The organism is Chryseobacterium populi, from assembly GCF_000282115.1.
Lineage (GTDB): Bacteria > Bacteroidota > Bacteroidia > Flavobacteriales > Weeksellaceae > Chryseobacterium > Chryseobacterium populi.
The window spans coordinates 1-17,021 of sequence record NZ_AKJY01000026.1 but is presented as its reverse complement, the minus strand read 5'-3'; the positions used below and the strand labels follow the sequence as shown (position 1 = coordinate 17,021).

The 17,021-nt window shown below is 37.1% G+C and carries 17 protein-coding genes; 7 read left to right on the top strand and 10 right to left on the bottom strand.

Annotated elements, in window-relative coordinates; genetic code table 11:
• The first annotated feature begins 180 nt into the window (after window positions 1–180).
• Entirely contained in the window at window positions 181–744 is a 564-nt protein-coding gene (locus tag PMI13_RS08065) for a Crp/Fnr family transcriptional regulator (RefSeq protein ID WP_007842556.1), read from the top strand.
• 104 nt (window positions 745–848) lie between these two features.
• A complete protein-coding gene (locus PMI13_RS08060) occupies window positions 849–1,175 on the top strand; it encodes a DMT family transporter (protein WP_007842554.1) in 327 nt (108 codons plus the stop codon).
• A 55-nt stretch (window positions 1,176–1,230) separates the two neighbouring features.
• Here PMI13_RS08060 and PMI13_RS08055 read toward each other — a convergent pair whose 3' ends face one another.
• The 6 genes from PMI13_RS08055 to PMI13_RS08030 all read right to left on the bottom strand — a co-directional run bounded on the left by PMI13_RS08055 (window position 1,231) and on the right by PMI13_RS08030 (window position 7,486).
• Complete coding sequence (locus PMI13_RS08055) at window positions 1,231–1,998, bottom strand: class I SAM-dependent methyltransferase (protein WP_007842553.1); 768 nt, start codon at window positions 1,996–1,998, stop codon at window positions 1,231–1,233.
• Window positions 1,998–2,807, bottom strand: a complete 810-nt coding sequence (map, locus tag PMI13_RS08050) for a type I methionyl aminopeptidase (protein WP_007842550.1) — start codon at window positions 2,805–2,807, stop codon at window positions 1,998–2,000. Before map ends, PMI13_RS08055 begins: the two co-directional genes overlap by 1 nt.
• A 91-nt stretch (window positions 2,808–2,898) precedes the next feature.
• Window positions 2,899–3,330 carry a BT0820 family HAD-type phosphatase gene (locus tag PMI13_RS08045; protein WP_007842548.1) on the bottom strand — a complete coding sequence of 144 codons (432 nt, stop codon included), beginning with the start codon at window positions 3,328–3,330 and terminating at the stop codon, window positions 2,899–2,901.
• A 92-nt stretch (window positions 3,331–3,422) separates the two neighbouring features.
• Window positions 3,423–4,400, bottom strand: coding sequence for an acyl-ACP desaturase (locus PMI13_RS08040; protein ID WP_007842546.1), 978 nt, complete (start codon window positions 4,398–4,400; stop codon window positions 3,423–3,425).
• Window positions 4,401–4,553: 153 nt separating this feature from the next.
• The gene (gene gpmI, locus PMI13_RS08035) at window positions 4,554–6,095 is read right to left on the bottom strand and encodes a 2,3-bisphosphoglycerate-independent phosphoglycerate mutase (protein WP_007842545.1); all 1,542 of its coding nucleotides are present in this window, start codon (window positions 6,093–6,095) and stop codon (window positions 4,554–4,556) included.
• A gap of 149 nt (window positions 6,096–6,244) precedes the next feature.
• The gene (locus PMI13_RS08030; protein WP_157158218.1) at window positions 6,245–7,486 is read right to left on the bottom strand and encodes a carbohydrate-binding module family 20 domain-containing protein; all 1,242 of its coding nucleotides are present in this window, start codon (window positions 7,484–7,486) and stop codon (window positions 6,245–6,247) included.
• A 161-nt stretch (window positions 7,487–7,647) separates the two neighbouring features.
• Between PMI13_RS08030 and PMI13_RS08025 the strand changes: the two genes are divergently transcribed.
• Window positions 7,648–7,971: a translation initiation factor gene (locus PMI13_RS08025; RefSeq protein WP_007842543.1), complete on the top strand. Its 324-nt coding sequence runs from the start codon at window positions 7,648–7,650 to the stop codon at window positions 7,969–7,971.
• On the opposite strand, the gene PMI13_RS08020 is transcribed toward PMI13_RS08025, so the two are convergent.
• The 3 genes from PMI13_RS08020 to PMI13_RS08010 all read right to left on the bottom strand — a co-directional run bounded on the left by PMI13_RS08020 (window position 7,972) and on the right by PMI13_RS08010 (window position 13,120).
• Window positions 7,972–8,871: a leucine-rich repeat domain-containing protein gene (locus tag PMI13_RS08020; protein WP_034670469.1), complete on the bottom strand. Its 900-nt coding sequence runs from the start codon at window positions 8,869–8,871 to the stop codon at window positions 7,972–7,974.
• A gap of 57 nt (window positions 8,872–8,928) precedes the next feature.
• Complete coding sequence (locus PMI13_RS08015; RefSeq protein ID WP_007842541.1) at window positions 8,929–11,067, bottom strand: alkaline phosphatase PhoX; 2,139 nt, start codon at window positions 11,065–11,067, stop codon at window positions 8,929–8,931.
• Between the two features lie 226 nt (window positions 11,068–11,293).
• Entirely contained in the window at window positions 11,294–13,120 is a 1,827-nt protein-coding gene (locus PMI13_RS08010; RefSeq protein WP_007842540.1) for a cytochrome-c peroxidase, read from the bottom strand.
• Window positions 13,121–13,338: 218 nt separating this feature from the next.
• Here PMI13_RS08010 and PMI13_RS08005 point away from each other — a divergent pair, with 218 nt between their 5' ends.
• Complete coding sequence (locus PMI13_RS08005) at window positions 13,339–13,794, top strand: hypothetical protein (RefSeq protein ID WP_007842539.1); 456 nt, start codon at window positions 13,339–13,341, stop codon at window positions 13,792–13,794.
• A gap of 11 nt (window positions 13,795–13,805) precedes the next feature.
• Window positions 13,806–14,660, top strand: coding sequence for a nucleoside phosphorylase (locus tag PMI13_RS08000; RefSeq protein WP_007842538.1), 855 nt, complete (start codon window positions 13,806–13,808; stop codon window positions 14,658–14,660).
• A gap of 166 nt (window positions 14,661–14,826) precedes the next feature.
• On the opposite strand, the gene PMI13_RS07995 is transcribed toward PMI13_RS08000, so the two are convergent.
• Window positions 14,827–15,384, bottom strand: coding sequence for a DNA-3-methyladenine glycosylase I (locus tag PMI13_RS07995; RefSeq protein ID WP_007842537.1), 558 nt, complete (start codon window positions 15,382–15,384; stop codon window positions 14,827–14,829).
• 134 nt (window positions 15,385–15,518) lie between these two features.
• On the opposite strand from PMI13_RS07995, the gene PMI13_RS07990 reads away from it, so the two are divergent.
• Complete coding sequence (locus tag PMI13_RS07990; protein ID WP_034670465.1) at window positions 15,519–15,818, top strand: hypothetical protein; 300 nt, start codon at window positions 15,519–15,521, stop codon at window positions 15,816–15,818.
• Between the two features lie 121 nt (window positions 15,819–15,939).
• Window positions 15,940–16,752: an enoyl-ACP reductase FabI gene (locus PMI13_RS07985; protein WP_002979980.1), complete on the top strand. Its 813-nt coding sequence runs from the start codon at window positions 15,940–15,942 to the stop codon at window positions 16,750–16,752.
• Window positions 16,753–17,021 lie beyond the last annotated feature (269 nt).

Sequence of the window (17,021 nt, the reverse complement as noted above, 5' to 3'; positions counted from 1 at the left end):
CTTTTCTTTACTTTTTCTTAAAATATAGCAGTTGGATTTTAAAAACTTTGCGTTTATAAAAAAATACTGAGTATAAAATAGGCTATAGTTACCTAAATTAATTAAATAATAAATTGATGGTATTTTTTCTTTTATTGAATCTAAAAAACTGATATTTTTGAGTTATTGCAATGTTGTTTTATGAGTATCGACGAAATTATTAATTCTATATCCGCTCTTCCGGAAAATTCCAGATCACGCCTGAAAAAACATATCACGGAAATCCGGTATCCAAAGCACTTTTGCCTGATGGAAGCTAATAAGGTAATCCCTTTTATTTACTTTATAAAAAAGGGAATCATCCGCGCTTATGCTTCTACCGGTGAAAATGACATCACCTTCTGGTTTGGAAGTGAAGGTCAGACCGTGATCTCCATGAAAAGTTATGTGGAAGACCTGCCCGGCTACGAAAGCATTGAGCTTCTGGAAGACTGCGAATTGTACAAACTGGAAACCGGAAGCCTAAGAAAGCTTTTTAACGAAGATATTCATATTGCCAACTGGGGCAGAAAATTTGCTGAAAAGGAGTTGGTAAAGACTGAAGAGTTAATCATTTCAAGACAGTTTAAAACAGCCTCAGAACGCTATAAAGATCTTGTGCATGACAAGCCTGACCTTTTAAGAAGGGTTCAGCTGGGACATATTGCCTCTTATCTGGGCATTACACAGGTGAGCCTGAGCAGAATACGTGCGGATGTAAAATGAGAAATTATAAGTTGAAAAGTGGGAAATTATCTTATTTTTTAACAATTGTAAAATTTTAAGTCACTATAAATACGGAAATTTGCAATGGAAAAATAATTAAAAAAATGAACTGGATTATCTTAATTATCGCGGGATTGTTTGAAGTGGCCTTTGCATCGTGTTTAGGAAAAGCTAAAGAAACATCAGGGACTGAAATGTATTATTGGTATGCCGGATTTCTGGTTACCATGACGATAAGTATGCTGTTACTGATCAAAGCAACCCAAACATTACCCATTGGAACCGCTTATGCAGTATGGACAGGAATCGGAGCGGTAGGAACTGCTTTAGTAGGAATTGTATTTTTTAAAGATCCGGTAACTTTCTGGAGAATATTTTTTATTTCAACATTAATCGGTTCTGTCATCGGGCTAAAATCGGTTTCTCACTAAGATCAGTATATCTGTAAAATAAAACCGCCCTCAATCTAATCTGAGAGCGGTTTTGTTATTTTTTGTAAACTACCGGTAAGATTTCATTATGTCTTAATCCGTATTTGTAAATTTCTTCTTCTGTGAATTTCTGAGAGTAAAAATTGGGTTCTGTTTCAAAACCGGCTTTTCTTAAACGATCAAAATAATCCATTCCGTACCAGCGAACATGATCATACTGCCCGAAATGTTTCTGACGTTCTTTTGGATCTTTGATTGTAAAATCTTCATAGGTTTTTTCCAGAGAATTTTTCATCGGAACCTGGAAAATTCCCCATCCACCGGGCCTCATCACTCTGTAAAGCTCATTCATTGCTTTGGCATCATCTTCAATATGTTCTAAAACGTGATTGCAAAAAACAATATCAAAGCTCTCATCGGCAAAGGGTAAATTCAAGATATCTGCCTTCACATCTACAATTGGAGAAAATAAGTCTGCTGAAATATAATCCAGGTTTCTCATCTTTTTAAATTTCCTTAGAAATTCCTGTTCCGGGGCAATATGTAAAACTTTATAGTTTTTAATGAAAAAATCAGTTTCATTCTGTAAATACAGCCACATCTGGCGATGCCTCTCTAAACTTAAAGTTCCCGGAGACAATGCATTTTCTCTCTGCTTTCCATATCCGTAAGGGAGAAACTTCCGGTAAGACCGTCCGTCTATAGGATCAAAAAAATGATCTCCTTTAAAAAACTGATAAATAAGAGGCCTTGCCCAGATACTCATTTTAATAAGCATCGGACGCGGAACTTTATTCAGTAAAAGCTTTGTTAATTTTTTCATTAAAAGTCCATTTGGAAGGGCTTCTCTTCATCACTTTCAATCCCTAAAGCTTCGTAAACATATTTGAATGTGGAAAGCAGTACAGGTTTGCCGTTGATTACGGCCACATCATGTTCAAAATGAGCTGAAGGCTGATTATCAAGAGTGGTTACCGTCCAGCCATCATTATGGAATTTTACTTTTTCTGTACCCAGATTCACCATCGGTTCAATGGCAATAGCCAATCCGTCCTTGATTACTTTTCCGCTTCCCTGTCTTCCGTAATTAGGAACCTGAGGATCTTCGTGCATTTTTCTTCCCAAGCCATGTCCCACCAGCTCCCTTACTACTCCATAGCCTTCTTTTTCACAGTGAGCCTGGATCGCATGGGAAATATCCCCTATTCTTTTACCTCTGATACATTGCTCGATTCCTTTGTAAAGGGATTCTTTTGTTACCTGTAACAGTTTTTTGGTTTCAGGATTCACCTCCCCGATTTCGAAGGTATAGGCATGATCCCCTACAAAACCGTTTAAGATAGCCCCGCAATCTACAGAAAGCACATCGCCTTCTTTAATTATATCCTTATTAGGAAAGCCATGTACCACCTGCTCGTTCGGGGAAATACACAGAGAGTTGGGAAAACCTCCGTAACCTAAAAATGCAGGCTCACCGCCATGATCTTTAATGAAATCGTGGGCTAATTTATCTAAATATAAAGTGGTAATTCCGGGTTTTATTTCTTTTGCCAGCATTCCTAATGTTTTAGAAACCAGCTGTGCGCTCTGCTTCATTAACCGAAGCTCTTCTATTGTTTTTAATTGAATCATTTTCTAATGTAACAATTTATAAATTAGCAATGTAACAATTACAAACTGGTCAATTGTTCAACTGTTACATTTTTATATTGTTAGATTTATCCTACCAGAATAATCCTTTTTTCTTTTCTCTTTTAAGTTTGGAGTAGGCTAAAACTTCTTTTCCTTCCACACGGAACTCTATTCTTTCCTGAATGATATTGTAGATTTCTCCCCATCCCGGAAAACCACCTAAATTTCTGTCATCAATAAACCAGTCTGCATCTAATTTTCTGGATTGTGTTTCACTATCAAAAACCTCTCCTTCAAAACTTGAATTAACAGCATAGAATTCTATTCCATTTTTTCTGCAGAATTCTACCGCTTCATCTAACGTTTTTCCGTGTCTGTATGTCCAAAGTATTAATCTGTAGCCTTCAGCCTGAAGTTTTTTAAGGGTTTCAAAAGCAAAAATTTTCGGCTTTCCGATTCCCGGATAAGCATCATCCACAATGGTTCCGTCAAAATCTACAGCAATTTTTTTATTACTTAACATCTTTGTATATTTTTAGCTGGGCAAAGATACGAAATAAAAAGAGTGCCGAAAAATCCGACACTCTTTGTTTTATAAATTATGCTGATAAGCCATTAACTTTTCACCCAGCTAAACTGAAACTGTAAGTCAGGAGTGGAAACCCTGTCTGTAATTTTCTGTAATCTTGCCGGTAGCTTCATTAAATATTCCTGAGCTTTTTCGGCTTTTTCGGTAAGTCCTTTTACGTGCTCTATCTTCCACTCATCCAGCAGGTCCTTCATGATATTGATGTAATCCTGGCCTGTGTACACCATGCATCTTTGGGCAGCATCTGAGAAATGTCCCCAAAGCTCTCCGGCTTTCTGGCCTGACTGTCTCATCAGATGCGCAGGCATTACGATTTTTTTACGCATCATATCTTCGAAAGCCAGGATCATTTCAGAAGGATCTATTTCAAGGATTTTTGCCACGAAATGTTTGTAAGCCTTTGCATGTCTGGCTTCATCCGCTGCAATAACACCACACATCTTGGCTAATTTTCCGTTTCCGGATTGTTTGGCAAGGGTTCCTACTCTTCTGTGGGAGATATTGGTTGCCGTTTCCTGGAAACTTGTATAGATAAAATTTCTGTAAGGATCCATGCTGGTTCCCAAATCGAAACCGTCATTGATTAAATATTGAGTCGTAATTTCAACTTCTCTCATATTGACTCTTCCGCACAGGTAAAGGTATTTATTCAGTAAATCCCCGTGTCTGTTTTCTTCTGCAGTCCAGGCTCTCACCCAGTTGGCCCAGCCTAATTTTTGTTCCTGATCGATTCCTTCAACTCCCATTAACCAGGATTCGTAAGACGGAAGGGCTTCTTCCGTGATACAGTCTCCGATAAGGGTAACGAAAAGATCATAGGGCATTTCACGTGCAAAAGTCTGAATCTCTTCTAAGTCATATTTGAACTCAGAGCTTGATGGATCCGGAAGATAGTCTGAAGGCTGCCAGATTTTTTCAATCGGCGTCAAAAATTTATCCAGAAAAGAACCTACTTCCTTTTCCAAAATTCCCATTACTTCTTTCCTTACAAGCTTCTGATACATTCTTCTAAAATATTTTTTATAGTGCAAAGATATAACTTATTTATTATTTGGAGCATAATAACGTATGTAAGTCATAATATCTCTGATATAAGTCATAAAAGAAATGCCGATATTTCTACGATATCGGCATTCATTTATGAGTATTTTTAACGTTTAATTAACCAAAATCTCTCCTGTCATTGCAGCTGGAATATCTACCCCCATTACTTTTAAAATCGTTGGGGCAACATCGCCTAATTTTCCGGATTTTAAATTCCATGTATGATCTTTATCCATCACAATAAACGGAACTAAGTTTGTTGAATGCTGGGTATTCGGAGTTCCGTCCGGATTGATCATCACATCTGAATTTCCGTGATCAGCCAGGATAAATACGGCATAGCCATGCTCATAGGCCACTGTTGCCACTTTTTCAATGCATTTATCTACGGTTTCTGCAGCTTTTACAGCCGCTTCAAAAACACCTGTATGCCCTACCATATCTGTATTGGCGAAATTTAAACAAATAAAATCTGCCGTTTCATTTTCAAGCTCAGGAACAATGGCATTGGTAATATCATAAGCAGACATTTCCGGCTTTAAATCATAGGTAGGCACATCTTTCGGGCTCGGGCAAAGCAATCTTCTTTCACCTTTGAATTCTTCTTCTCTTCCTCCTGAAAAGAAAAAAGTAACGTGCGGATATTTTTCCGTTTCGGCAATCCTGATCTGCGTTTTCCCGTTTTTTTCAAGGATTTCACCCATTGTATCTTTCAATACTTCTTCATCAAAAACTACTTTTACATTCTGGAACGTTTTATCGTAATTGGTTAGAGTAACATAATACAGATTCAGTTTACGCATAAAGAATTCCGGAAAATCCTGCTGTGAAAGCACTTCTGTAATTTCCCTGCCTCTGTCTGTACGGAAGTTGAAGCAGATCACCACATCATTATCCACAATTTTAGCAACGGGTACAACGTTTCCGGTTGCCGTGGTATTCATTAATATGATCGGCTTTAAGAATTCGTCAGTAACGTTGTTGTCATATGAAGCTTTAATGGCTCCCAAAGCATCCGTGGTCTGAAGGCCAACACCTTCTGTTAATGCATCGTAAGCCAGTTTTACGCGTTCCCATCTTTTATCCCTGTCCATCGCGTAATATCTTCCGACAATGGTAGCCAGCTTTCCTGTTGTTGCAAGCATATGATCCTGAAGTTCTTTGATAAAGCCTAATCCTGAGTGCGGATCACAATCTCTACCATCTGTAAAGGCATGAACAAAAACATTTTCATTCAGTCCGGATTCTCTTGCAGCGGTTAATAGCCCTTTCAGGTGATTGATATGTGAATGTACTCCACCGTTGGAAACCAATCCGATGAAATGTACTTTTTTATTTTCTCTTTTGGCATATTCAAAAGCCTCCTGAATTACCTTTTCCTGGCCTAAGGTACCATTTTCCACAGCCATATTCAGCTTCACAAGATTCTGAAAGACTACTCTTCCGGCTCCCAGATTCATGTGCCCTACTTCGGAATTTCCCATTTGCCCTGCCGGAAGGCCTACAGCCAGGCCACTTGCTTCAAGGGTGCTGTGTGGAAATTTTTTATAACAACTATCTATAAATGGAGTGTTTGCTTTATCTATTGCTGAAACGTCCGGATTCATACCCAATCCCCAACCGTCAAGTATTGCCAGTATTGCTTTTTTCGACATTTTTTATAACTTTTATCATACAAATTTACCTAATTTCCGACGAACGGAAGAAATTTGAACTGTTTAATTTAATGTGTAAATAAAATATCTTCGTTTCTGTAAGTTTTCATAATCACCTGTTTGGCCTGTCATGTAGTTTTTTATTGATTTTAATTATGGAACCAGCTTGTGATCTCGTAACGGAGCGGTTTAGAAGGCTGGGATTCAATTTTAATATTCTGACCTTTTGTACTTCCTTTCACATCTGCTTCTTTTTCCCAGTTTCCCTGGGTAAATTTAAACTGTGCCGGAAGATGAACTTTGAGTGTGATGCTTCTCTCTTTAGCACTTTTTTTATTCATTTTAATGGAAGACGGATTCCAGCTTCCTAATTCTGACTGGTTGCCGGTAATGTATACCTCATCGTTTTTGTCAGGAGTGCTTACTACAAAAGTTACTTCATGAACCTCATCCGAATATTCCTTAAAAAAGTCATCAAACGTTATTTTTTTGTTCTCTGCATACTCTTTAATGTATGGGTCTAAAAAACCGCTTTCTCTCAGAAGTTGAAAAGGATCCTGGAAATTAAGGATCGTATAGACCGCTTTATGCTTGTCTGTCTGTTTGTTAAAATACGCTTCGGAAATCTTGTAACCTATCCAGTACCCAAGGTCATTCGGTCTGTCATCTTTCTTACTGTTTTCATAAAGCCAGTCTGTATAGTCTTCACCTTTAAGTTTGGTCACAAATTCCCTGCACAGCTTATCAGAATGAGCTTCACCATAAGTGAAAGCTTTTGTATTTATATTCTCCCCTGAGACCAGTTCACCGATAAAATCTGCGCTTCCTTCATGTAAAGACTGTTTCAGCAAGGTATTGTTCCCCTTTTCATTTTGTTGGAAATGGATCAGTTCATGGGCAATAAGCCCTGTAACACCATCAAGGTTTTTAAGCATTTCGGTTCCTAAGATAATGCCGTCACCGGAAACCGTTCCTCCTGAATTAAACCTGCCATAGACAAAATATACCGGTGGATATTTGGCATCCGGATACCAGTATTTCAAAGCACTGTAAATGGCTTTTGTTCTTTTCTCTTTCTGTCCTATTCCTGCCAGAACATTACGGCTCAGGAGATAATCTGCTTTTCTTTTTTTAACTTTTGAATATAAAGAATCTGCATTGATGATCCTGAATTCCGTAAAACCTTTTACTCCCGGGGATCCGTTTTTCATATATTCAGTAAAAGGATTTTCTGCGGATGCTTCCATTTTATCAAAAGCTTTCCAGAAGCTGTCTGTATCTTTTGTTTCAAAAACGGCATTTAAAGGGTCGGTAGAAAAACCGGACTGTGCTTTAGCTGTTCCAAAGGACAAGAAAACAGCAGCAAGAATAGAGTTTATTTTTAGTTTCATGCTTAAGCTATCAATATTTTGAATTTGAACGGCCAAATTAAGAAAATATTACACCTTTTTAGCTTCTTATTTTTAATTTTATCCTAATATTTTCTCAGAGCTGTCTGAGAATTTTCAAACCGGTTGTAGCAGTTTTATCAATTATTATTTAATTTTGCGGTATGGATTTACGAGATCAACTTAAGAACCTTTTTCCTGAACACGAAGAACAGGATTTTGAGATGCCTGAAGAAAAATTCAAGCAAAAGGAACCTCTGGTATGCAAATTTGAGAAGAAAGGCAGAAACGGTAAGCCTGTAACGATTGTTGAAGGCTGGGAAGGCAGCGAGGAAGAACTGAAAAAAATCTCAAAAAAAATAAAAACCACCTTAGGAATAGGCGGTTCTGAAAAGGACGGAACGATCATTATTCAGGGGGATAACCGCGACAAAATAATGGATATCCTTAAAGAAATGGGTTATAAAACCAAAAGAGTCGGCGGATAATCAGAAATAAACCTGCGCGCCGGGCAGTAATTTTTTTATTTTTTCCAAAGTTGTTTTTTCAATAGGATTTCCTGTAAGAATCAATGTTTTAAGATTTTTCATTTGTGAAATTTCTGATGGCAGATCTTTTAGCCCGTTGTTGGCTAAATTCATACTCACTACATTCTTCAATCCTTTAATTTCAGGGGAAATTACTTTGATATTGTTCTGACTCAGGTTTAAAAATTCAAGCTTTTTTGATCTGAATAAAGTTTCCGGCAATACGGAAATCGCATTTTGCTGCAGTTCGAGGTAAGTCAGGTTTTTAGGAAATTCCAGGTTTCCAAGGTCATTGATCTGATTGGCCGAAAGATTCAGGAATTTCAGGTTTTTAATTCTGTCAATATCTTCAGAGATAAAACTGATCTGATTTCCCTGAAGGTTAATTTCCTCCAAGGTGGCAATCTGAGTCAGTGCTTCCGGAAAAACACTCAGGTTGTTGGCATCAAGATGAATTATTTTTAAATTCTGAAGCTTTGCAACATTAGGGTTTACAGAAGTTAAACTATTCAGGTTGATTGAGAATGATTTCAGCTTTTTAAGCTCAGCAATTTCATCAGGAATAAATTTAATGCTGTTTTTGTTGATGTTCAGGGTTTCCAGTTCTTTTAGGGAGAAAATTTCTTCATCCATCTTCTCCAGATTGTTTCCCATCAGATTCAGAAAGAATAAAGAATTCAGTTTTTTTATTTCCGAAGGGAGATTAAAAAGCCCTTTATCCCTGAAGCTCATACTGTAAACCGTCGTTCCACTTTTTAGGGCTTCATCAACATTGGTATATGTTGGGTATTTTACAGGGTCAATCTGTGCTTTAACATGATCGAGGGATAATAAAACAATCAATAGAAATAGTTTTTTCATAGATAAAGAAAAACTGCCGGCGATAAAAAACCACCGGCAGCAGAAAATTATTAATTATTATTTTTTCAGAAGCTTCACTGTTTTCTGGAAACCTTCTGCTTCAATATTTAAAACCAACACACGGGATACATCAAGCTGGGAAGTAAGGTCTAAATCCAATAAAGAGTTTGAACCTGTAAATTTCTTACTGTAAACAATTTTACCATCCATGCTGTAGGCTGTTACCGAAAGGTCTTTTAACCCTTTTGCAGAGTTGATCTTCACCATCCCTGAAGTAGGGTTTGGTGCCACGGTAACAGTATTTTCAGTCTGATGATCGATCGTACCCAAAGTAGCATCTGATCCCAGGTTATTCTTCAAAGCAACAACAATCGTAGCTGATTTTCCTCTGTAATCGATGATATTACCCGTAGCATCTGTATCTGTAGAAATTGTCGCATCCGGATGCTGTATTGAGAAGAAACCAAATTTATGATCCGGGGTAAAAGTAAGTCCTGTAGGCTCGGATCCTGCCGGCATTGAAGCAAAAAGTTTTACTTTCGGATTTGCCTGCGTATGATCCGGAGCAATTACCCAGATGTAGTTTTTACCACCATCCTGTAGCACCCAAAGATTTCCAAGTTCATCAAAAGTAAGGTTATCATTACCATCACCCCATGCTTCAGATTTCAATCCCTGGGCAGTATCGAAAGAATAAGTAGTATTAAGGCCTCCTACGAAAGTTTCAACCTGTGAAGCCGTAGCACCGTCATCTTTTAAGCGATATACCTTATTAAGACCTTTTGCTGTAAAGTAAATTTTACCATCAATCGGGCTGATATCCACATCTTCTACTCCGTTGAAAGAAGTTCCACCTAATGATGATGCTAAAGATGCTGTATTATTCTGGTCTGCTTTTAATTTATTAGGAACCTGAATCCATGTAGCGGTTGTTGCAACAGGGTCTCCGCTGCTTAATCCCTGGTCTAATTTCAATACGTAAAGGTTTCCTGAAGAAAGGTCATTCGGCGTATCCATCACGTATTTGTAAACAAGGTGAGTTCCGCCGTCTTCTCCATAATACGCTGTAGTTCCTGCATTATTTACCACTACGTTTTCGTGGTTCATAATTCCCATCTGCCATAGTTTTCCTTTAGAACCGTCTGTGTTGTGGGAAATAACCTGTGCTGTAACCGGATCAATTTCCACTAACCAGCCGTAATCTTTGTAACCGTCGGTATTGGTATCATTAGAAGTTACCTGCTCTTCCGCAGTAACTACCGTCCCCCAAGGAGTAACACCACCGGAACAGTTTCTGATCGTCTGCACCAGACTTGGTGTTGAAAAATCTACCGCTCTGGATCTTGTCAACTGCCAAAGCTTTGTAGCAGCGTTATAGTTGATCTCCGCCATGGTAACTCCACCGGGGTTTGTTTCATGGTTTACGGAAAGATAACCGTTCACTGCGCTTGCATTTTTAGGAACGTAAGCGGTAAAGTCATTCTGGCCTCCTACAAGCCCTCCGCCTTCTGTATAGCTATCCCCTTCTTTTAAAATAAGCTGATACTTATGTTCTGCAGGAATGATTAATTTGTTGGTCTGTGCCGTAGGAACAATAGATGTAAAGCAGCTGATATGTGCAGCATTACAAGGTACCGTTGTGTTGCTTATTGTTTTAAGATAAGCATCGATTCTTAAATCTGAACTTTGCCCTGTTCTATTGTGCAATTCGATAGAAATTCTGTTGTTCCCGTTTACGAATTTTGATTTTGGAATTGTGAAAACATTATATACACTTTCTGCAGCACCATCGATTGTTGTACTGGATGCAGTGCTGAATGTAATAACGCCTGTTGGCATATTATCTCTTAGTACTTCCTGCCCGTTCAGATATACTACGATCCCGTCATCTCTCATCACGCCCAATTCCATATTGTCACTAAGGCTTGCCAGGTTTACAGTAAAATCTTTAGCAAAATAAGCAGTTGTAAGTCCTGTATTGGTACTAGTTGTGACAGGATCACCGTATCCAAGCGGGCCGTCTCCTGTAGACCATGTTGAAATGTCAAAATTAGCATCCTTCCATTGATCTACCTGTGCCTGGTTGTTGTCTTTGTACCTCCATGTGGAGTTTTTGTTGAATACAAAAGTCTGTGCATGAAATACAGAGCTTGTCATCAATGCAAGGGCTGCAACTGTAAGTAGTTTTTTCTTCATTTTAAATTCGATTTATTAGATGAAGCAAAACTATTTTTTAATTGTGAGCCTTCTATTAATTGAGTCTTAAATAAACATCAACTAATATTACAAAATTAAAAACTCAATATTAAGGGAGTTAAATTATTGTTAAGGATAGCTTTTGAAACCGAGCTTACCTGTTCAATAATTACAACTCATAACTCATAACTCATAACTCATAACTCATAACTCACAACTCATAACTCTACTTCTTACTCACATCTGTCAAAGAATTCAGGAAAGCAATGACCTGTTTTATTTCTGTCGGGGTAAGATTCAATTTGTCCGAAGGTAAAGTCTGGTTGTTCATTTTCAATCCGGCACCTTCTCCTCCACCTTCGTTGTAAAAATCCAGGACTTCTTCTAAAGAACTGAAAGCCCCGTTGTGAAAGTAGGGTTTGGTAAGGGCAATATTTCTTACCGTCACTGTTTTGAAAGAGTTTTCATAAATCCATGAGTTTTCCTTCTTCACCGGGCTGTTTATTCTTCCTTTATCTGAATCTAATTCTATCGGCAGCTGATTTAAAGGTTTTTTGGTTACTCCTAAAACTTCAGATTCATTTTCATTATAAAAAGGCGGAACCAATCCTGAAAAATGTGGGGCAAAATGACAGGTAGCACAACTGGCTTTCCCCATAAACAGGTTAAACCCTTTTTTAGCATCATCAGAAATACTTTTTTCATTTCTCATGAATTTATCAAAATCACTTTCGAAAGAATATAATGATGCGACATAAGAACTTAATGCTTTGGAAAAATTTTCCTTGCTTATTTTCCCGTCTTTAAAAGCAGTACGGAATGCTTTTTTATATTCAGGTTTTGCCTTCAGCTTTTTGATAATGCTTTCATAGCTTGTATTGAACTCGTCTTTATTGTAAATGACGTGTTCTGCCTGCTGCTCAATATAAAATGCACGCATGTCATAAAAAAACCTTTTGGCAAATACCGCATTGTATAAAGACGGTGAATTCCTCAATACCGTTTTCCCTTCCACATTACTTTGAGACTTTGTTTTTAAATCGGTAAATGCATTTTCGGGTAAATGACAGGTGGCGCAGCTCATTCTGCCATTATCACTTAAATTCTGATCGTAAAAAATATCTTTTCCTAATTTTCGGAGGTCCTGATTATCTTCAGAAGATTTTAATAAAGTATAAAAATAAGGATCTAAAAAGTCGCTGCTGAAAAAGTTTTTATTACTGACATTCCATCCTGAAAATTCTTTAAGATCATCTGATTTACCATCCCAGCTTCCGAATTCTTCATATAACGGCTGGATACAATTTTTGTAGAATTCTATACGGTCAAAAGTTTCAAAATCCTTATTTTTTGACAGATAATCTAAACTTTCAGATAAAATTGTATTGGCTTTCTGCCTATTGAAATTCTTAAAATAAGCATCATCATTAATATATTTCTGAATTCCTGAAAGAGCATAAGAAGCTTCTTCGGAAATATTCAGGGAGCCGGGAGTATCAAAACCCGTCACTCCTAAGCTATAGATTCTTATCAGTTCTATGCGAAGTGGCAGGGTTTTATTATTTCCTTTGCTTAAACCGTTTTTAAGTGTGCTTAAATAAAATTTAGAATAATTATTGTACAAAAAAACAGTAATTTCCTTTATCTTTTTTTTCTCTTCACTGGCTTCTTCAGAAAAAATCAGTTCATCCAAAACCTGTAATCCTTCAGGCGGAAGAGTATATGCTGAAGTTCCCGCTGCTTCTATATGAAACAACGGAGCTGCATTCAGATGGGTTTTCGTAAATTCCGGGTAATGGTATGCAATATAGAATTCAATTTCTTTGTAAGAGTTCCTTGTATTGCGTAATGATTTCTGTAATTCTTCAAGAGATATTTTATCTTCTGCAAACAGATCAACGTTTGTTTTCAGCTGTTCCAGTTTGTTTTTAAAATCAGTCAGTCCCTTATTAACAACCGTATTTTCATTTGCAATGCCTTTATAAGGGGAATTAAAAGACATGACGGCAAAACCGATCAGTACAACGATAATACACAAAGAGGAATATCTCATTAATTTTTAACCGCAAAAGTATCATTCCGAAATTATCCTAGTTTTAAATTTAGATTAAATAATGTTTATATTTTAGATAAAGGAATTTTTTATTAATTTTAAACCCCAAAACCAAATTCATTATACTGAAAAGCCATTAAAATTCCAGGGCTCTTTAAAATGATGATGAACGCTTATTGGGAGAGGATTTTTCACATCTTATAATTAAAATATTAATCATGAAAACAAAACTATTGCTTGCCTTTATGGTAAGTCTTTTTTCATTGACTGCTTTTTCGCAGGAAGCCAGTGAAATGGCCGTTTACGCAGAGAAGAAAGACAACAATTATTATCTGATACGCCTCGTAAAAGATAAACCTGTACCTAAAGTTTACGTTTATTCTGACGGCGTTACAAAACCTTACAAAAACTACACAGAGCTTAAAGATGTTGTGATGGATTTTCCGGGAATGATGGAAGCCAATACTTCAACTAAAGAAGAGCTTATTTCCGTGCTAAAAAAAGGAGATCATTTTTATGAGATCACTTCTCAGAGAAAAGACCCAAACAATATTGAAAAAACAACAGTAACCGTTTACGAAGTTTTTAAAGGACAAAAGAGGATTGTTGAAGAATATGGCTCTTTGTTTGATCTTATCACTTCTCCTTACAAAGACGCTATTTTTATTAACTAAAAAAATAATTTATGATCAGTAAACTTGCAGCTTCAGAGCTTGTTCTGAATGATGACGGAAGTGTATATCACTTAAATCTTTTACCTGAAGATATTGCAGACAAAATAATCCTTGTGGGTGATCCTGACAGGGTTCCCAAAGTTTCACAGTACTTTGATAAAGTGGAAGTTAAAAAAAACAAAAGGGAATTTTACACCCATACCGGAACATTGCGTGGTGAAAGGATCTCTGTAATGTCTACAGGAATCGGTACAGAAAATATTGATATTGTCATGAATGAGCTGGATGCCCTTGTGAATATCGATCTTAAAAATAAAGAATTTAAAACAGGGCACAAAGCTCTGGAACTTTTCCGTATGGGAACCTGCGGAAGCGTAAACCCTGATGTACAGGTTGACAATATGCTCGTTACACAAAATGTTGTAGGTTTAGACGGATTAATGCATTTCTACCAGGATTATCATTTTGAGAATGAATTTTCTAAAAACTTTTCAGAGAAATTCCCTTATGCAAAAATAAAACCGATGCTGTATTTTTCAGACTGGGCCGAAGAGATGGCAGATTACTATAAAGATGCCAGGTACCATGGTAATACAGCTACTTTCCCCGGGTTTTATGCTCCACAGGGAAGGCAGCTCCGTCTGAAAGCTGTAGATGATCAATTTCTTGAAACATTGAATGACCTGGGAATCACCAATTTTGAAATGGAAACTTCTGCAATCTATGCGCTTTCAAAGTTACTGGGCCATAAAGCCATTACGGTAAATAACGTTATTGCCAACAGAAGACGGGGAGAATTTTCTGCCGATCATCATGCTTCTGAAAAGAACCTTATAGAGTGGGTACTGGAAAGAATTATTAAATAAATAAAAAGGATTTCAAATTTTGGAATCCTTTTTTATTATATATTATTTGTTCATCTTAGATTAGGCCCGGCTCATCATTTTCTTTGCAATATAAAACCCGATCATTGAAAGAAACCAGAAACAATAAGTGCAAAATAGGATACAGTTATCTTTATTTTTGTCACTACTATGATCTGATGAAACAATCTTTAAGGTGATCATTAACCATCCCGGTTGCCTGCATATGAGCATAAACCACTGTGGATCCCATAAATTTAAAGCCTCTTTTTTTCAGGTCTTTTGCCAGTGCATCTGAAACCTCCGTGGTGGCAGGAACATCTTTTAAATTTTCCGGCCGGTTGTCTTTCGGCTTGCCATCAACAAATCCCCAGATATAGCTGGAAAAACTTCCGAATTCCTTTTGAATCTCCTGAAATCTTTGTGCGTTGGTAATGGTAGCCAGAATTTTAAGCCTGTTTCTTATGATTCCCGTATCCTGCATCAGTTTCTCAACTTTCTGTTCAGAATATTTCGCGATCTTCTTATAACTGAAATTGTCAAACGCTTTTCTGAAATTTTCTCTCTTAGATAAGATCGTGTACCAGCTTAAACCTGCCTGAAAACTTTCCAGGATTAAAAATTCAAAAATAGTATCATCATCATAGACCGGCCTGCCCCACTCTTCATCATGGTATTTTCTGTATAAGTCGTCTTTTTCACACCATCCACAACGTATTTTTTCCATAGGATTGTTATTTAAAACAAAGATAGGTCTGATTGAGAAAATGATAACAAAAGATTATGAAAAGTTTAACAGAATGGTTTTCTGTTAGGAATAGTTCTTGTTTATTTCATAGCAACACCCAAAATATCACCATTATGAATAATTCAGAATATAACAAAGCGGAAAATGCAGTAAACAACACGGAAAACTCTTTAGAGAATGCAGCGGATAAAGCAAAATGGAAAATTAATGAACTGGCAGATAAAGCCCGGGATTATATTAATGAAAAAAGGAATAATGATCAGGAAGCCAAGCAGGAAGATTGGTTTGAGAAGGTAAAATCCAATATTTCTGAAACCTGGGACGACGTTAAAGATAAAGCCAATGAAGCCTGGGAAAAAACTAAAGATGCGGCTGAGGATGTAAAAGCAGAATGGAACAAGAAAACCAACTAAAAATTTCAGTTATAAATATTTTCAAAAAAAACAGGGTCTTTTTATAGGGCTCTGTTTTTTTATTATGTGGTAAACACAAAATTATTGCTACATTTGTATTATAAATAAACATTAAAAAATTATGTCATACGGTTTACTTAAAGGCAAGAAGGGAATTATTTTTGGAGCCCTTAATGAACAATCAATCGCATGGAAAGTTGCTGAAAGATGTCATGAAGAAGGTGCAGAATTTATCTTGTCTAATGCTCCTATCGCTCTTAGAATGGGAGAATTAAACGGTTTAGCAGAAAAAACAGGTTCTGAAGTAATTGGTGCAGATGCCACTTCAGTTGAAGATCTTGAAAAGCTTTTTGATGCCGCTGTTGCAAAATTTGGGAAAATCGACTTCATCCTTCACTCTATAGGAATGTCTATTAACGTAAGAAAAGGAAAACATTATACAGAAATGAATTACGACTGGTTGGAAAAAGGCTGGGACATCTCCGCTGTTTCTTTCCATAAAGTAATGCGTGTGGCCTGGGAAAAAGACTGTATGAACGAATGGGGAAGCATTTTGGCGCTTACCTATATTGCAGCTCAAAGAACATTCCCGGATTACAATGATATGTCTGATAATAAAGCTTATCTTGAGAGTATCGCAAGAACTTTCGGAAACTATTGGGGTGAAAGAAAAGTTCGTGTCAATACTGTTTCCCAATCCCCTACCATGACGACTGCAGGTAGCGGTGTGAAAGGATTCGGAGGTTTCCTTGGATACGCAGAAGATATGTCTCCACTGGGCAATGCTACAGCTCTTGAATGTGCTGATTATTGCGTTACCCTTTTCTCTGATCTTACCAAGAAGGTAACGATGCAGAATCTTTTCCATGACGGAGGATTCAGCAGTTCCGGAGTTACCCAGAAAGTGATCTCTAAATATGATACTGAAAAGTAATTTTTAAAATACTTTTTGAATATAGATTTAGGCCGGAGCAAAAAGCTCCGGCCTTTTTATTTTAATTGAAAATTTTAACTTGGCGGCACCTCCGGTGCCGCCAAGTCAAGTTATTATAAGTATCATTCTTAACTCATTAAGTAAGTACAATCAGAATTTTTTTGCTAATTTATAAAACAAAAACCACTGCAAAACTACAGTGGTTTACCTTTCTAAGACACGAGCGAGACGCTCGCGCCCAATGTCATTAAGTTAAGCAATTGTCATAA

What these genes read in the sequence shown, in the direction of transcription:
- PMI13_RS07990 (WP_034670465.1), top strand. Translation starts at nt 15,519, where the DNA reads ATGAATAATTCAGAATATAACAAAGCGGAAAATGCAGTAAACAACACG.
- PMI13_RS08060 (WP_007842554.1), top strand. Translation starts at nt 849, where the DNA reads ATGAACTGGATTATCTTAATTATCGCGGGATTGTTTGAAGTGGCCTTT.
- PMI13_RS08030 (WP_157158218.1), bottom strand. Translation starts at nt 7,486, where the DNA reads ATGAAACTAAAAATAAACTCTATTCTTGCTGCTGTTTTCTTGTCCTTT.
- PMI13_RS07995 (WP_007842537.1), bottom strand. Translation starts at nt 15,384, where the DNA reads ATGGAAAAAATACGTTGTGGATGGTGTGAAAAAGACGACTTATACAGA.
- PMI13_RS08025 (WP_007842543.1), top strand. Translation starts at nt 7,648, where the DNA reads ATGGATTTACGAGATCAACTTAAGAACCTTTTTCCTGAACACGAAGAA.
- map (WP_007842550.1), bottom strand. Translation starts at nt 2,807, where the DNA reads ATGATTCAATTAAAAACAATAGAAGAGCTTCGGTTAATGAAGCAGAGC.
- PMI13_RS08065 (WP_007842556.1), top strand. Translation starts at nt 181, where the DNA reads ATGAGTATCGACGAAATTATTAATTCTATATCCGCTCTTCCGGAAAAT.
- PMI13_RS08005 (WP_007842539.1), top strand. Translation starts at nt 13,339, where the DNA reads ATGAAAACAAAACTATTGCTTGCCTTTATGGTAAGTCTTTTTTCATTG.
- PMI13_RS08000 (WP_007842538.1), top strand. Translation starts at nt 13,806, where the DNA reads ATGATCAGTAAACTTGCAGCTTCAGAGCTTGTTCTGAATGATGACGGA.
- PMI13_RS08010 (WP_007842540.1), bottom strand. Translation starts at nt 13,120, where the DNA reads ATGAGATATTCCTCTTTGTGTATTATCGTTGTACTGATCGGTTTTGCC.
- PMI13_RS07985 (WP_002979980.1), top strand. Translation starts at nt 15,940, where the DNA reads ATGTCATACGGTTTACTTAAAGGCAAGAAGGGAATTATTTTTGGAGCC.
- PMI13_RS08015 (WP_007842541.1), bottom strand. Translation starts at nt 11,067, where the DNA reads ATGAAGAAAAAACTACTTACAGTTGCAGCCCTTGCATTGATGACAAGC.
- PMI13_RS08040 (WP_007842546.1), bottom strand. Translation starts at nt 4,400, where the DNA reads ATGTATCAGAAGCTTGTAAGGAAAGAAGTAATGGGAATTTTGGAAAAG.
- PMI13_RS08020 (WP_034670469.1), bottom strand. Translation starts at nt 8,871, where the DNA reads ATGAAAAAACTATTTCTATTGATTGTTTTATTATCCCTCGATCATGTT.
- PMI13_RS08045 (WP_007842548.1), bottom strand. Translation starts at nt 3,330, where the DNA reads ATGTTAAGTAATAAAAAAATTGCTGTAGATTTTGACGGAACCATTGTG.
- gpmI (WP_007842545.1), bottom strand. Translation starts at nt 6,095, where the DNA reads ATGTCGAAAAAAGCAATACTGGCAATACTTGACGGTTGGGGATTGGGT.
- PMI13_RS08055 (WP_007842553.1), bottom strand. Translation starts at nt 1,998, where the DNA reads ATGAAAAAATTAACAAAGCTTTTACTGAATAAAGTTCCGCGTCCGATG.